The following is a 16,296-nucleotide window of genomic DNA, read 5'->3' on the forward strand; positions in this document are numbered from 1 at the left end:
TCCCCAACAGAATCCCGTTGAAGATATTTGGCTACAAGCTAAAAACTTTTTAAGAAAGTATTGGTATTTATGTAGATCTTTTAAGATTGTCAAGTTTTTGTTTGAGTTTTTTACTAACGAACATAAATTTGATTTCCCCAAAATACGTCAATATACTTACACAAAGAAAATCATTTAGGATTGATCTAGATAGAGAAAATCATTTAGGATTGCTATAGATGACAAATAAACAAGCTGATGAGTATTGCTGGCAAAAAGATTAAATTGAATCTATAGGGGGTAGGGGCTCACAAAATCAGATTCTTAGTGTGATCAAGGCATTCAACAGCGGACGTAGGGTGCAATAGCAACGTCCGGCAAGAAATTTCGTACTGAGCCAACTTTTTGAAAGGTACCGAATGATTTGGGAGGACAGTGGGTGCAGTTAGCTGTCTTCCAAGTCAAAGCGAGTGATCTACGAACACAACAGCAATAGCATAATTCACCTATTGCTTAACAAAATTATCCAACAATAGCAACGTGCCTAAATTGGCTGCGATTGGAACTGAAATGAGCATTGATTAGACCCCTGCCAATTGACCACACAAATTATTTAATGACCAGGATTATGACCATTCTTAACTACAACGAAAGCACCTATCCGCCAGAAAATCCAGGGGTGGTGGAAGCCGTAGCTTCAGGCATTATTCCCAACAAGTTCTAGCATTGGATAAGGTTTAACTTGATTGGATAAAAAAATTCCCGGATATTCCTGTTAGCCGTTGTAAACCTCTTATACCGAGGGCGGTATCCTGTTCTCCGTTTCTTTGCTGGATTGGGCGTTACGCCTAGGTTTTCTCATTTAGCTTTCCTCAAACTTACGCATTTATACTCGGTTAGGGCAAGCCACCAAATTGCTACTACAAAATTGCCCTCAATGTGACGCTCGCTCTCAGAACTCTCTTATTTGTAATTAAACTTAGACACATGGTAGCTCCTTTAAATAAATCAGAAATTTCAGCATTTAATCCAGAACAGCAACTTAGAAGCGAAGAAACTTTAACAGACGCCGAACGGTATAAGTTATTAGTCGAGTGGAATAACACTACAAGAGAATATCCCCAAGATAAGTGCATCCACCAGCTATTTGAGGAACAGGTAGAACGGACACCTGATGCCATAGCGGTTGTTTTTGAAAGTCAGCAACTCACATACTTAGAATTGAATGCTAAGGCAAACCAACTGGCCCATTATCTACAAGAGTTAGGTGTAGGGCCAGAAGTTTTGGTGGGAATTTGTGTTGAACGCTCCATCGATATGATAGTGGGACTTCTGGGGATTCTCAAAGCTGGGGGCGCATACGTTCCACTCGATGCCGCATACCCGTCTGAGCGCTTGGCCTTCATGCTACAGGACTCTTCTGTGTCGGTGCTGCTCACTCAGTCGAAGCTAATCGAGAAACTTCCTCCACATTCTGCGTATGTCGTCTACTTGGACAAAGACTGGGAAGAAATTGTCCAACAAAGCAAGGAAAATCCTAGTAGCAGTGTAACGCCTGATAACCTAGCCTACGTTATCTACACCTCTGGCTCTACAGGTAGACCAAAAGGAGTTTGTTGCTGTCATACCGGAGTTGTTAACCTATACACAGATTTCCAGAGCAAACAGCCTCTTTCTGTCGGGGATAGGTGTAGTTTATGGACGGGAATTAGTTTTGATGTTTCTGTCTATGAAATATTTTCAGCGTTATTAGCCGGAGGAACGCTCTATATAGTTTCAAACAATGTACGCTCAGACACTCAGACATTTCTTGACTGGTTAAATTTTCATCAAATTCACAGTGCTTACATTCCTCCGTTCATGCTCAATCAGCTTTCTGAAAGAGTTTTGCAAGGAACGCATAAGGTTTCTTTGCGTAGATTGCTCGTAGGAGTAGAACCCATTCCCACTCGGTTGTTGACATCGCTAAGCAAGGAAATTCCGGGATTGTACATTATTAACGGTTACGGGCCAACAGAAGCTACAATTTGTGCCACTCTGTATTCTGTTAGCTCTTTTGAAGTGAGAAGCGGCAATACGCCAATTGGTAAGCCTGTACTGAATACAAAAATCTATTTGCTTAACGAGCAGATGCAACCTGTACCAATTGGCGTTCCGGGAGAACTCCATATCGGGGGTGTTGGTCTAGCAAGAGGATATCTCAACCGTCCCAATTTGACTAAAGAGAAATTTATCTCCAACTCCTTTAGCAATGAACCAGGTGATCGCCTTTATAAAACTGGCGACTTAGCTCGTTATCTCCCAGATGGCAACATCGAATTTATTGGTCGCATCGATAATCAAGTAAAAATTCGCGGATTCCGTATCGAACTCGGCGAAATTGAGGCAGTGTTGTCTCAACACCCAGCAGTTTTAGAAACTGTGGTCGTGGCGCGACAAGATGTTTCAGACCGCAAATATCTGGCAGCCTACATTGTCCCTAGGGACGCTAGGGCGATTTCTCGCAGCAATCTGTGCAGTTTTCTCAAAGAGAAACTGCCCGTTCACATGATTCCAGGAGTGTTCGTGATGTTAGATGCCCTGCCATTAACACCGAATGGCAAGGTAGATCGTCACGCGCTACATGAATATGGTGAAACGATGGAGCTAAATCCATCACAAACTAATATATCTAATCTAAAAATGGATATTAATTCCCCAGCTAAACACAGAGATACCGGATTAAAAACTACACCCTCAGATAGCATTCGCTCAACCTTACGTTCTTTGGTAGCGAAGTTGCTTCAAATAGAAAGCGATGAAATAGATGCCACTGCCACTTTTTTAGAACTGGGGACGGATTCACTCCTTCTTTTAGAAATAATGCAAAGCATTAAAAGTAATTTTGGGGTCAAGGTGGAAGTTCAACAGTTTTTTGAAGAATTAGAAACTATTGAGACTCTAGCTAATTATATCGAGAAAAATGGGTTGGAAGACTCGGAATCATCAACTTTCCCAAATTTTGAATTAAAATTCCTTGATACAATCGAAGAACTCACTTCCAGTAAATCCCCCCAAGAACTAGCTCAAGCCCAAACATTAGATGTAGCAGTAGCCGTCCCCCAATATAAAACAATGAAAAAAGCAAATGAAAATGTAGAATCTGAGACGAGTGTAGAAAGAATTATCGCGCAACAGCTTCAATTAATGTCTCAACAGCTTGAACTTTTACGCAACGATAAGTCACACAAGGATCTTAAGCCTTTAGAAAAAAGAACAGTCACTGAATTCGCCTCCCCCAAGTCATTCGATCGCTCCGCCACAGTTACTAACCCATCTCCCGTGTGTTCTTACAATGAATGGGACCCACTTGAGGAAGTTATTGTTGGCATCGTCGATGGAGCGATGGTTCCCTCCTGGCATACCATTCATCGCGCTACCGTGCTTCCCGGTCAAGAGAAACAAATGGAGAGCTTAGCCAAGCGGACGGAGAAACAGCCGCTCCCCTACCCAGAGTGGCTCGTTCAGGCTGCTACCAAGTGTGTCGATGGATTTGCTCATATTCTTGAATCCGAAGGAGTTATTGTCCGTCGCCCAGATATTGTTGATTACTCTGCCTCTTTCCGCACACCAGATTGGGAAGTCATGAATGGCTTTTGTTCAGCAAATCCCCGCGACGTTTTCTTGGTAATTGGGAATGAAATTATTGAAGCTCCAATGGCCGATCGCAGTCGTTATTTCGAGTCGTGGGCTTACCGCTCCCTACTCAAAGAATACTTAAAGGGAGGAGCCAAGTGGGTCGCTGCACCAAAACCGCAGCTACTCGATACACAATACGACCCAGATTACAAAACTCCCGCTCCAGGTGAGGAAAGGCGCTTTGTAATCACTGAGTTTGAGCCAACGTTTGATGCCGCAGACTTTGTACGCTTTGGACGGGATATTTTTGTACAGAAAAGTCACGTCACTAACAGTCTTGGGATCGAATGGGTGCGCCGACACCTGGGCGATAAATATCGAGTTCACGAGCTTCAGTCACTTTGCCCACAAGCCTTGCATATTGACACCACTCTAGTTCCCCTAGCTCCTGGAAAAGTGTTAGTAAATCCGCTTTTCATAGATGTTGACAATTTGCCTGACTACTTCAAATCTTGGGATATCCTGCTGGCACCTAAACCAAACCGAACGCCGATGACACTTTATGACACAAAAGTGATCAGTCAGTGGGTCAATATGAATGTACTCAGTCTCGATGAAGAGCGAGTAATCGTGGAAAAATCACAGGAATCTACGATTCAAGCATTAAAAGACTGGGGGTTTAAACCGATTCCTTGCGAGTTTGAAAGTTACTATCCTTTCATGGGTTCTTTCCATTGCGCGACGCTGGATGTCCGCAGACGTGGCGAACTACGTTCCTATGAGATGGAGGAGGGCGCACTATGAACCTCAATCAATTTTTAGCTGAACTTGCCGAACGCGGTGTCAAATTGTGGCTAGAGGGCGATACGTTGCGCTTTCGCGCTCCCAAGGGGGTAATGACATCAGAAGATCGGGAATTATTAGTATTGCATAAAGCAAAAGTTATCTCGTTGCTGTCCCAAAGCAACACAAGCGCGAACGATACTAAACAAACCCTTGTACCCGTCTCAGAAAAACGGGACATACCTTTATCTTTTCCCCAAGAACAACTATGGTTTTTGAGCCAGTTAGACCCAAATAACGTTTCTTACAACGAACTATTTGCTTTACGATTCTTGGGCGTACTGAACATCGTTGCACTAGAGCAAAGCCTGAACAAGATCGTCGCTCGCCATGCAGCTTTACGCACAAACTTTACGGTGGTTAATGGGCAGCCAGTTCAGATCATTGCTGAAAGTTTGACTTTGACAGTACCAGTCGTAGACTTAAGCAATCTACCTGCTAGTGACCGAGAAATAGAATTTCAGCGATTAGCAACGGAACAAGCCCACAAGCCCTTTGACTTAGTTAGCGAGCCTTTAATCCAAGGAACTGTACTTAAGCTAACAAAAACAGAACATATATTCTTGCTGAGAACTCACCACATTGTCTGGGATGGTTGGTCATTAGGCATCATGTGGCGGGAGTTAGCAGCTTTCTACAATGACTTATCCCAAGACTTACCTCCACTGCCGGCTGAGTATCCAGACTTTGCGGTTTGGCAGAGGCAATACTTGACAGGTGAGGTATTAGATTCCCTACAAACCTATTGGAAAGAAAAACTATTAGATGCACCACCTTTATTAGAACTACCCACTGACCGAGCGCGAGGAATTACACAAACCTTTGGAGGAAAACATTATAGATTTGTCATTTCAAAGTCACTCACCGAGGCTCTGATCGGTTTAAGTCGGAGGCAAAAAGTGACTATTTTTATGACGCTGTTAGCGGCGTTTCAAACCTTACTTTACCGTTATACTGGGCAAACCGATCTTTGTGTAGGTTCGCCCATTGCGAATCGCGATCGTCCCGAATTTAAAGATTTAATTGGATATTTTGTTAATACGCTAGTATTACGCACTTGTTTGGCAGGAAACCCAAGTTTTGAGGATTTACTGTCCAGGGTGCGAAAAGTAACGCTCGGAGCATACGCTAATCGAGACCTACCCTTTGAAAAATTAGTAGAGATATTGCAGCCAGAACGCTCTTTGAGTTACACACCACTGTTCCAGGTGATGTTTATGCTGCTCGACGAATTACCCGAAATCCAGATGGAAGGCTTAAGAGTAAGTCCATTAGCAGTAGAAACTGGCATAACACACTTTGATTTGGCTTTGTTTATAGAGAAGACTTCATCGGGACTAATTGGAGAATGGGAATACAATACCGACTTGTTTGATGATGCCACGATCGCTCGGATGACAGGCCATTTCCAGATATTACTGGAAGCGATCGCAGTCAATCCTATTCAACCAATTTCAGAATTGCCCCTACTGACACAACCAGAGCGCTACCAGCTATTAATTGAGTGGAATAATACAACGATTGACTATCCCCAGGATAAGTGTATCCATCAGTTATTTGAAGAGCAGGTGGCTCTAACACCTGATGCGGTGGCACTGGTATTTAAAGGGGAACAACTCACATATGGGGAATTAAACCGACGCGCCAACAAATTAGCTCACTACCTGCAAAGCTTGGGAGTAGGGCCAGAAGTGCTAGTGGGGATCTGCGTAGAGCGTTCCTTTGAGATGATTGTGGGAATCTTAGGCGTCCTCAAAGCTGGTGGTGCTTATGTCCCCCTCGACCCAACTTACCCACAAGAACGGTTGGCCTTCATGCTGGAGGACTCCTCGGTGCCGGTGCTGCTCAGCCAGACGCAACTGGTTGAATTGCTTCCCCCAAACTCTGCGCGTGTTGTCTGTGTGGATGGGGACATAGAAAAAAGTGCTTTCCACAGTTCGGAGAACCCCAGCAGCACAGTAACGCCGGATAACCTGGCTTACGTTATCTACACATCAGGGTCTACAGGCAAGCCCAAGGGCGTCTTATTGGCCCACTCTGGACTGTGCAACTTAACCACAGCACAGATCCAGCTATTCAACATACACTCAGACAGTCGAATTCTTCAGTTTGCTTCCATTAGCTTTGACGCTTCTATCTGGGAAATTATCATGGCTCTTTGTGCGGGGGGCAAGCTCTGTCTTGGAACACGAGAACAATTACAATCAGGGCTAACATTGCTCCAGCTATTGAGGGAGCAAAAAATTACCCACGCTAACTTGGTGCCATCTGTGCTAGCGGCTTTGCCTGATGAGGAATTACCCACTTTAGAGAATATTGTCGTAGGGGGAGAGGAGTGTCCTCCTTCCTCGGTTGAACGATGGGCAAATGGACGGCGTTTTTTCAATCTCTACGGGCCAACAGAAGCCACTGTCTGCGCCACCGTTGCCCTTTGCAGTGACGGAAATCAGAAACCGCCCATTGGGCGTCCGATCGCTAACACAAAAATCTATATTCTCGACCCTCACAACCAACCCGTTCCCATCGGTGTTCCCGGAGAACTCCACATTGCGGGTGTGGGACTTGCCAAAGGTTACCTCAACCGTCCCGAGTTGACTGATAAGAAATTCATTCCCAACCCCTTTAGCAATGAACCGGGTTCGCGCCTTTACAAAACAGGGGACTTAGCCCGCTACCTGACCGACGGCAATATCGAATATCTCGGTCGGATAGATGACCAAGTGAAGGTTCGTGGTTTTCGGATCGAACTCGGAGAAATTGAAGCAGCACTGAGTCAACATCCAAACTTACTCTCTGTTGCAGTCGTGCTTCGAGAAGATATTCCCAGCCAAAAGAGTTTAGTCGCTTACGCTGTCCCTCTTCAGAAACCTGCGCCCACCGTTGGTGACCTGCGGCATTTTCTGAAAGAGCGACTACCAGACTATATGGTGCCTAGTGCTTTTGTAACTTTGGAGTCCTTACCGCTGACCCCCAATGGCAAAGTAGACCGCAAATTATTACCAGCACCAGACCTCAATAGTTTAATTCACAAAGGAGATTTTGTAGCTCCTCGGACTCCTACAGAAGAATTACTAGCGTCCATCTGGGCTAAGGTCTTGGGAGTAGAGAAAGTGAGTATAAATGACAATTTTTTTGAATCAGGTGGGCATTCCTTACTGGCAACTCAACTTCTCTCAAAAGTGAGTCATACCTTTGGACTAAATCTGCCTTTATCGAAGTTGTTTGAAGCTCCAACTGTAGCGGATATTTCTAGCTACATTGAAGCAATTTCTTGGGCGACTCAAAATAGCGAAACGAGCAACACAACTATTAATAACCGAGAAGAGGTGGAATTTTGATGAATACAATTGAGTTTATTAATAATCTACGCAAGCTGGATATCAACCTATTTATGGAAGGCGATCGCCTGCGTTGCAACGCTCCTGAAGGGACACTCACCCCTGCTCTCAAGTCAGAAATTAATGGGCGTAAAGCAGAGATAATCTCCTTTTTACACCAAGCCAATAATCAGAAGAATGCTAGTGCGCTCGCTCCTATATCCAGAACAGAAAACAACACCTTCCCTCTTTCTTTTGCCCAACAGCGTCTTTGGTTCCTAAACCAATTGCAGCCGAACAGCGCGTTCTATAATATTCCTCTTGGCTTGCATTTTAGCGGTCAACTCAATATTGCGGCTTTAGAGTCAAGCTTGCAATTACTCATCAATCGCCATGAAATCTTACGCACTAACTTTATTGCTGTAGACGGAGAACCCGTTCAGGCGATCGCTGCCACTAGAGATTTTACGCTGCCAGTCGTGGATTTTCGTCCTCTGCCAGCAAGTGAACGAGAGCTTGAGTATGATAAATTAGCTTCTCAGTCAGTAATGTATGTGTTTAATCTCGCCCAAGAGCCTCTACTCCGAGCACAGTTAGTTCAGCTTACTCCAACAGAAAATGTTCTACTGCTAACAGTTCACCACATTATCTTTGATGGTTGGTCTGTCAATATCTTTGTTCAAGAGTTAACCACAATTTACTCAGCTTTAGTTGAGCATCATACACTAACTCTGCCTGAAATCCACCTTCAATATGTAGACTTTGCTGTGTGGCAACAGCAGTGGTTACAGGGAGAAATTTTACAGTCTCAACTCGCTTACTGGCAACAAAAACTAGCAGGGATGCCAGCGCTGTTAGAAGTGCCAGCCGACCGTCCCCGACCTGCTGTACAATCCTTTCGCGGAGAAACTCAAGTTTTTACCCTTGAGCAAGATATAAGTGAAGCACTCGTAAGTTTGAGTCAGCAGCAGGGGGTCACGCTCTTTATGTTGCTCCTCACAGCATTTAAAATATTACTTTATCGCTACACTAATCAGCCCGATATTGCTGTTGGTTCGAGCGTTGCTAATCGTCAGTACCCTCAAATTCAAGGAATGATTGGATTTTTTGTTAATAATTTAGTGCTACGTACAGATTTATCACAAAACCCTACCTTTCTTCAGTTATTACAACAAGTTAAACAAGTTGTCTTAGAAGCTTACGATCATCAAGACTTACCGTTTGATAAGTTAGTAGAATCACTACACCCAGAGCGTCACTTAAGCTACTCGCCCTTGTTTCAAATAAGTTTCGATATGGAGCATGAATCAACGTCTGATATTACTCTCAAAGATTTAAAACTTAACATATCTGAACCAGGAAGCAATGATACGGCTAAGTTTGATTTAAGCTTATCTTTACAGAAAACCAAGCAGGGATTAACAGGAGCTTTTGAATATAGTACAGACCTCTTTGATACCGCGACCATTGCTCGAATGATAGAGCATTGGCAAACGCTATTGGCAGGTATTGTAGCGAATCCAGAACAAAGACTATCAGATTTACCCATTTTGACAGCAATTGAACAATCCAAGTTATTAGTCGAGTGGAATCAAACTCAACAAGACTATCCTCAGAATCTATGTATTCATCAATTATTTGAAGTGCAGGTAGAACAAACACCAGATGCAGTAGCAGTAATCTTTAAAGAGGAGCACCTAACTTACCGAGAACTAAATGCCAAGGCCAACCAACTAGCACATTATTTACAAACATTAGGACTAAAACCAGAAACACTGGTAGGCATTTGTGTAGAGCGTTCTCTTGAGATGATAGTAGGACTCTTAGGCATCCTCAAAGCGGGCGGTGCTTATGTCCCCATAGATCCTGCCTATCCGTCTGAGCGAAAAACTTTTATGCTCAAAGACTCCTCTGTGCCAGTGCTGCTTACCCAGTTCCGGTTTGTTGAGTCTCTTCCTGAACATCAGGCACGAGTTGTTTGCCTAGACTTTGATTGGGAAGAAATTTCCCGCTCCAGCGAGGAAAACCCTACTAGCAACGTAACGCCCCATAATCTAGCCTATGCCATCTATACATCAGGGTCTACGGGGCAGCCAAAAGGAGTTCTGATTTCGCATCAGGCCTTAGTCAACCACAGCGTCTCCATTGCCAAGCACTATGATTTGCAAGCAACAGATAGGGTTTTACAGTTTACTTCCATTAGCTTTGATGTAGCAGCAGAAGAAGTATTTCCTACTTGGATCGGTGGGGGTACTGTCGTTCTCCGACCAGGTTCAATTTCTCCAACTATTGCAGAGTTTCAAGAATTAATAAACCGGGAAAAGCTGACTGTTCTTAACCTGCCTGCCTCTTACTGGCATGAGTGGGTATCTGTTCTGGAGAGTTCAGAGATTCAATTGCCTGCTTCGTTAAGATTAGTTGTGGTTGGTAATGAGAAAGTTTTACCAGACAAATTGATGGATTGGCAGAAAATAGTAGGGAATCACATCCGTTGGCTCAATGCTTATGGACTGACTGAAACTACAATTACATCTACAATTTATGAACCTGATCTCTGGAAAGAGAAGAACTTGGCAGATGTTAAAGCTGTACCTATAGGTCGTCCTATTGCCAACACGCAAGTATATGTGCTAGACACTCATCTACAGCCTGTTCCTATTGGTGTTCCGGGTGAACTGTATACTGGTGGTGATGGTCTAGCACGAGGCTATTTAAACCGTCCCGATCTAACTCAACAGCGGTTTATTTGCAACCCTTTTAACAATCAACCAGGTTCTTACCTCTACAAAACCGGAGATTTAGTTCGCTACCTGCCCGATGGCAATCTCGAATTAGTGGGTCGTACTGATAATCAGGTAAAAATTCGTGGTTTTCGTATTGAGCTAGGGGAAATTGAGTCAGTTTTGAACCAGCATCTTAACGTGCGAGAAGCTGTGGTCATCGATAGAGAAGATGTGCCGACCAACAAGAATTTAGTAGCTTATATAGTATCTAACCTTTTTCCAGAACGAGTACCTTATCAAATTGAGTGTTTAGTAGAACTGAGTAATGGTACTCAACTTCTATTGCAAACTAGAGATATTTCTTTTGGTGGTGTTGGTTTAATAGGGAAATTAGATGCCACGCCCGGTCAAGAAATCCACTTGCAACTCCAACTACCAAATAATTTGCTACAGTCACCCTTAAAAGGGAGAATTGCTTGGCATCAAGAACAACAAACAGGCGTGCAACTAATACTGACACCCGAAACCCAATCTCTTTGGCATCAAAATTACCAAGATTTACTCGAAAGTAGCGGTATGGTGAAAAGCTTACAAAGAATACTCGCAGGTAATCTCCGTGATTTTATCAAAAAAAAACTACCATCTTACATGGTGCCATCTAGCTTTGTGCTGTTAGAGGCTATGCCATTAACACCCAATGGAAAAGTAGATCGTCGCAAGCTACCAGTACCTACAGGAAATACGAGTGAGATGATAGAGCCTAAGAACATTCCTTGTACTCCTACGGAAATTCTTGTATCCCATATTTTGGCAGGATTACTGGGTTTGAAGCAAGTAGGAGTTAACGATAACTTCTTTGAACTCGGTGGAAATTCTTTATTAGTTATTCGGCTGCTGTCTCAGTTACATGAAGTCTGTGGCATAGATATACCAATACATCGCTTGTTTGAATTTCCGACTGTGGCTGGTATTGCCCAACTTATTGACAAGATTCACCAGGTAGGAACAATCGATAATCTGACCGACAATATTCTCGATTTAAGTGCTGAAGTCTTTCTTGACAAGGAAATCCAGCCTCACTCGCTAGCGTTCAATCCAATTAGCGAACCAAAATGTATTTTTCTAACAGACGCAACAGGATTTTGCGGAAGTTATTTACTCTATGAATTGCTTCTGCAAACGACCGCTGATATATATTGTTTGGTTAATGCCTCTAATTCGGATGAGGGAAAAAACAAGTTGCAAACTCAACTTGCATTTTACACTCTCTGGCAGTCAAGCTTCAGTTCCAGAATTATTCCTGTCATTGGAGATTTATCTCAATCCCGTTTAGGTATTAGCGCAGCGGAGTTTCAAAATTTAGCCCATCGTATTGATGTTATTTATCACAATGGGGAATCCAATAATATTATCTATCCCTACTCTGCCTTAAAAGCAGTTAATGTTACGGCAACTCAAGACGTTCTCAGGTTAGCTAGCCAAATCAAAATCAAGCCTGTACATTTTATTTCTACTCTTGGTGTATTCTATTCACCTCACTATTTTCAGCGTCAGCTAATTGCCGAATCAGACCCTCTCGATAGTAATCAAGGGTTGACTAGCGGCTATGGTCAAAGCAAATGGGTAGCAGAAAAATTAATGAATATCGCTCGTGAAAGGGGAATTCCTGTGTGCATATACAGGCTAGGTCGTTTTGCTGGACACAGCCAGACAGGTGCGGTGGCTACAGATGATTGGCTGTTTAGGACGATTAAAGGTTGTATCCAACTTGGAATGTTCCCTGAGTTAGAAATGATGGTAGAAATGATTCCTGTAGACTATGTGAGCAAAGCTATTGTTTGCATATCACAAGCAAATTCATCCTTGGGACAGGCTTTTCATATCACCAATCATCATCAGATATCTTGGGAATATCTAATTAATTGGATACAAAGCTTTGGTTATCCAGTTAAACAAGTTTCAATTGGAAAGTGGCGTCAAGAACTGATTCATCATCTTAATTATTTCCCCGAAAATGCTCTGCATTCTCTATTACCCATGTTTTCTGAAGAGGCTGACTCTCAAAAAATTGAATTTAAATTTGACAACCAAAATACGCGCGAAGCTTTGTCTGGAACTGAAATTTGTTGCCCGCCTCTCAATGCAGAGTTACTCAATATCTATTTTTCTTATTTCCTGAATATAGGATTTTTGAGTGCACCAGAGCCAACTACTATTGTATAACTATGCGATTCGGTATATTCTACAAAATGCGCGTTTTTCTTCTTGTCTGGTTCGGACAACTGGTATCCCTCATCGGATCAGGTCTGACGAGCTTTGCATTGGGAGTTTGGGTGTACCAGCGTACAGGATCAGTCACCCAATTCTCTCTGATTTTGCTATCGGCCATGCTGCCCAGTATCCTGATTTCCCCGGTAGCAGGTGCCTTAGTTGACCGATGGAACAGACGGTGGTGCATAATTCTATCTGACTCCGGCGCGGCGATAACTACAGTGGCGATGGCCCTATTACTCACCACCGGAAACCTTCAAATCTGGCACATCTACCTAGCTGTCAGCCTCAGTTCCGTCTGCAAAGCGTTTCAGTTGCCCGCTTACACTGCTTCGGCCTCTTCATTAGTGCCGAAAGAATTTCTCCCTCGTGCTAGTGGTATGGTTCAATCAGCAGAAGCGTGCGCCCAGCTAATTTCACCGCTGCTAGCAGGAATCTTGCTAGGAATTATTCAACTTGAAGGTGTCATTATAATTGACTTTGCCACCTTCCTGTTTGCCCTCACCACCCTATTGCTGGTTCGCTTTCCTGACGCTAAGACTGCTGCGGTTCCAGTTAATGGAAAAGCCTCTCTCTGGCGCGAGGCACTTGAAGGCTGGACTTATATTACTGTTAGACCCGGACTTTTAGCTTTGCTAATTGTTTTCGCTATCAATAATTTTGTTTTTGGACTGATTGAAGTTTTATTCCCGCCACTGGTACTTTCTTTTACTTCTGTTACTGTTCTCGGAACCATTCAATCCCTCGGCGGTGCCGGGATGCTGCTGGGTAGTGTAGTTATGAGTATTTGGGGAGGTCCCAGAACTTTAATTCGTGGCGTATTTGGTTTTGCGTTTCTCAGTCAACTGTGCATTTTAGCATTGGGATTACGCGCCGATGCCGCCCTTTTTGCTCTGGCTTTCTTCTTGTTTTTCTTCAGCTTACCTTTCATCAATGGCTGGTGCGATGCCATCTTACTCCGAAAAGTGGCTCCCGATATTCAAGGCCGAGTCTTTGCCACAATTAATATGATTTGTTTCTCGTGCATCCCCCTCGCCTATGTTGTGGCTGGCCCTCTAGCCGAACGAATCTTTGAACCTCTAATGGCGGCTGATGGTTTATTAGCTGGAAGCATCGGTCAAATCATTGGTGTGGGGCCGGGCCGCGGTATTGGCTTGCTATTTATTACGATGCAAATTCTAGTTATAGGTGTGACAGTTGCAGTTTACCGATATCCGCGCTTGCGGTTTGTGGAACGCGAATTACCAGATGCGATTTAGCGCGGCTTGTAAATCTTAATTGATAACAGTAGAAACCATATTTTTTGGGAGATATCCTATGCCAACACTTCCCTTAATCATGTCTGACGAAACCCTCCGAGATGGTGAACAACAAGCTGGGCTTTTCTTTCCTTATGAAACTAAAAGAACTTTAGCCAAACTCATCAGCCAAGCTGGAATCCACCAAATAGCAATAATGCCAGCCGTTCACGAAACCGAAGAACATTTACTAAAAACCTTGGTAGCAGAAGGCTTAGGCAGCACCATGACGGCTTCCACAATGCTTGGTAAACAATTTATCGATCGAGCTAAAGCTTGCGGAATAGAACGAATTATCCTCTTCTATGCCGTTTCAGATCGCCTTTTACTTTTAAGAGATGCAGAAGTCCGCAATTTAACAGCGCACCCAGAGAAAATAGAGGATGACAATCTCCCTAATGCACTTGTCTGCCGCGTCCGTCAGAACATGATTAATAAAGTTGTGGAAAATCTGCGCTATGCTACGAGTGCAGAAGTCGGTTTAAAAGTAGAGTTTGCTGCCGAAGATGCCAGCCGCGCTGATTTTAACTTTTTAGTTCAGTGCATTCGCGAATTTCAACCCTACATCGAACACTTTGTCCTCTGCGACACAATGGGCATCCTCACTCCAGAGAAAACTTATGTATGGGTTCGCGACATTCTAGAATTGGTCAACAATGCAGCTTTAGGAGTGCATTTTCACAATGACTTAGGCATGGCTCTCGAAAATACCCTCCAAGCTGTCATCGCGGGAGCTTCTATGATTTCAGGCACATTCCGAGGCATTGGCGAACGGGCGGGTAATATCCCACTAGAGCAAGTCTTAAATGGACTTAGATTGCGCTTTGGGATAGAAGTAGAGGGCATTAATTATGAAGCCCTCTCCCAAGTCACAGACTACCTCGATTCACTAGGAGTTCGTCCTGCTTCCCCTTACTCCCAAGCTGCCCTTCGTCACGAAAGCGGCATTCACGTTAACGGCTTCTTACGCGACCCAGATAGCTACCATATTTTTCCTCACGCCGCGCCAGAAATTTGGTTTGGCAAATGCAGCGGTTCTAGCAATTTTCAGTACCTGTTTGAAAAGCAACTCAACAAACCGCTTACTCCAGAAGATTACAACCGAATGCGAGACAAAATCAAATCCCTTTCCATTCAAGAGCAGCGGTGCTTTTCCCCAGAAGAAGTTGTCGAGTTATTCGAGGGAGGATTTTTCAATGACTGAGCCGTATCGCGTCGTAGCTCTCCCTGGCGAAGGGATCGGGCCAGAAGTGGTAGACGCTTCCTTAAAAGTTCTCGTGTATTTAGCAAAATTAGAAGGGTTTTCTCTAGTTATAGACTATGCCTTAATTGGACAACCTGCCTTCAATGAATTTGGAAAATTCTTCCCCGACCAAACCGCCAAACTATGCGAAGGTGCTGATGGAATTTTATTCGGAGCCGTCACGAGAGGCGGGATTCTCGAACTTCGCCAACACTTCGACTTTTTTATCAATTTTCGTCCCGTGCGTCCCTTTGAAACTTTATTGGATAAATCCAGCCTTCAGTCGCACAAGATTCAAGGAGCCGATATATTATTTGTTCGAGAGCTCGTAAGCGGAATTTATTTTGGACCATCAGGACGAACAGAAGACGACAGTGGCTATTATGGCTTTCATACAATGAAATACTACGACTGGCAAATCCGCCGCATCGCTAAAGTAGCTCTAGGCAAAGCAAAAGAGCGCCGAGGTTTGCTTACCGTTGCCCATAAAGAAAATGCTCTGCCACAAATCCCTTGGAGCCGTTTAGTGCAGGAGGAAGCCGAACATTTCCCTGATGTTATAGTAGAGCCAATGCTAGTGGATAACTTAGCCATGCAACTCGTGCGGGAGCCTAAGCGATTTGATGTGATTCTAGCAGGAAATTTATTTGGGGATATCCTCAGCGATATCGGAGGAGCATTAGTAGGTTCCATCGGGTTATTACCCTCTGCCAGTCTCAACGAGCGCGGGTTCGGTCTTTATGAAGCCATACACGGCACAGCACCAGATATTGCCGGGAAGGGTATTGCCAATCCTCTAGGAACGATGGGGGCAGTTGTTTTAATGCTTCAGCAGTGGGGGGAAACTCATGCGGCTATCAAGCTAATTCAAGCCATCGAAAAAGTTTTAGCCCTGGGCTACCGCACGGCAGACTTAGCTCCCCAGGGTCAAGAAATCTTAGTCAACGCGGAAACTTTAACCGAGTTGATAGTCCAACAACTCGGTAGTTAACTTTGATAAACAA

At 43.9% G+C, this 16,296-nt stretch carries 5 protein-coding genes and 2 pseudogenes; all 7 read left to right on the forward strand.

The features are described 5' to 3' along the window. A pseudogene (locus QUB26_RS22200) lies at positions 1–178 on the forward strand (IS630 family transposase); the annotation flags it as partial. Between the two features lie 788 nt (positions 179–966). Beyond that, positions 967–4,401 (forward strand): annotated as a pseudogene (locus QUB26_RS22205) (amino acid adenylation domain-containing protein); the annotation flags it as partial. Beyond that, on the forward strand, positions 4,398–7,778 hold the full coding sequence (locus tag QUB26_RS22210) for an amino acid adenylation domain-containing protein (protein ID WP_333319753.1): 3,381 nt from the start codon (positions 4,398–4,400) through the stop codon (positions 7,776–7,778). The pseudogene QUB26_RS22205 and the gene QUB26_RS22210, both read left to right, overlap by 4 nt. After that, positions 7,778–12,703: an amino acid adenylation domain-containing protein gene (locus tag QUB26_RS22215; RefSeq protein ID WP_333319755.1), complete on the forward strand. Its 4,926-nt coding sequence runs from the start codon at positions 7,778–7,780 to the stop codon at positions 12,701–12,703. Before QUB26_RS22210 ends, QUB26_RS22215 begins: the two co-directional genes overlap by 1 nt. 26 nt (positions 12,704–12,729) lie before the next feature. After that, complete coding sequence (locus QUB26_RS22220) at positions 12,730–14,010, forward strand: MFS transporter (RefSeq protein WP_333319803.1); 1,281 nt, start codon at positions 12,730–12,732, stop codon at positions 14,008–14,010. Between the two features lie 58 nt (positions 14,011–14,068). Then, positions 14,069–15,253 (forward strand): 2-isopropylmalate synthase, encoded by a 1,185-nt coding sequence (locus QUB26_RS22225; protein WP_333319757.1) that lies wholly within the window; start codon positions 14,069–14,071, stop codon positions 15,251–15,253. Further along, positions 15,246–16,283 (forward strand): 3-isopropylmalate dehydrogenase, encoded by a 1,038-nt coding sequence (leuB, locus tag QUB26_RS22230; RefSeq protein ID WP_333319760.1) that lies wholly within the window; start codon positions 15,246–15,248, stop codon positions 16,281–16,283. Before QUB26_RS22225 ends, leuB begins: the two co-directional genes overlap by 8 nt. The last annotated feature ends 13 nt before the right edge of the window (positions 16,284–16,296 follow it).

Origin of the sequence: Microcoleus sp. B4-C1, assembly GCF_036705285.1 — a bacterium.
Classification (GTDB): Bacteria; Cyanobacteriota; Cyanobacteriia; order Cyanobacteriales; family Microcoleaceae; genus Microcoleus.

Coding starts and splice junctions, on each gene's coding strand:
- leuB (WP_333319760.1), top strand. CDS start 15,246: ATGACTGAGCCGTATCGCGTCGTAGCTCTCCCTGGCGAAGGGATCGGG.
- QUB26_RS22215 (WP_333319755.1), top strand. CDS start 7,778: ATGAATACAATTGAGTTTATTAATAATCTACGCAAGCTGGATATCAAC.
- QUB26_RS22210 (WP_333319753.1), top strand. CDS start 4,398: ATGAACCTCAATCAATTTTTAGCTGAACTTGCCGAACGCGGTGTCAAA.
- QUB26_RS22225 (WP_333319757.1), top strand. CDS start 14,069: ATGCCAACACTTCCCTTAATCATGTCTGACGAAACCCTCCGAGATGGT.
- QUB26_RS22220 (WP_333319803.1), top strand. CDS start 12,730: ATGCGCGTTTTTCTTCTTGTCTGGTTCGGACAACTGGTATCCCTCATC.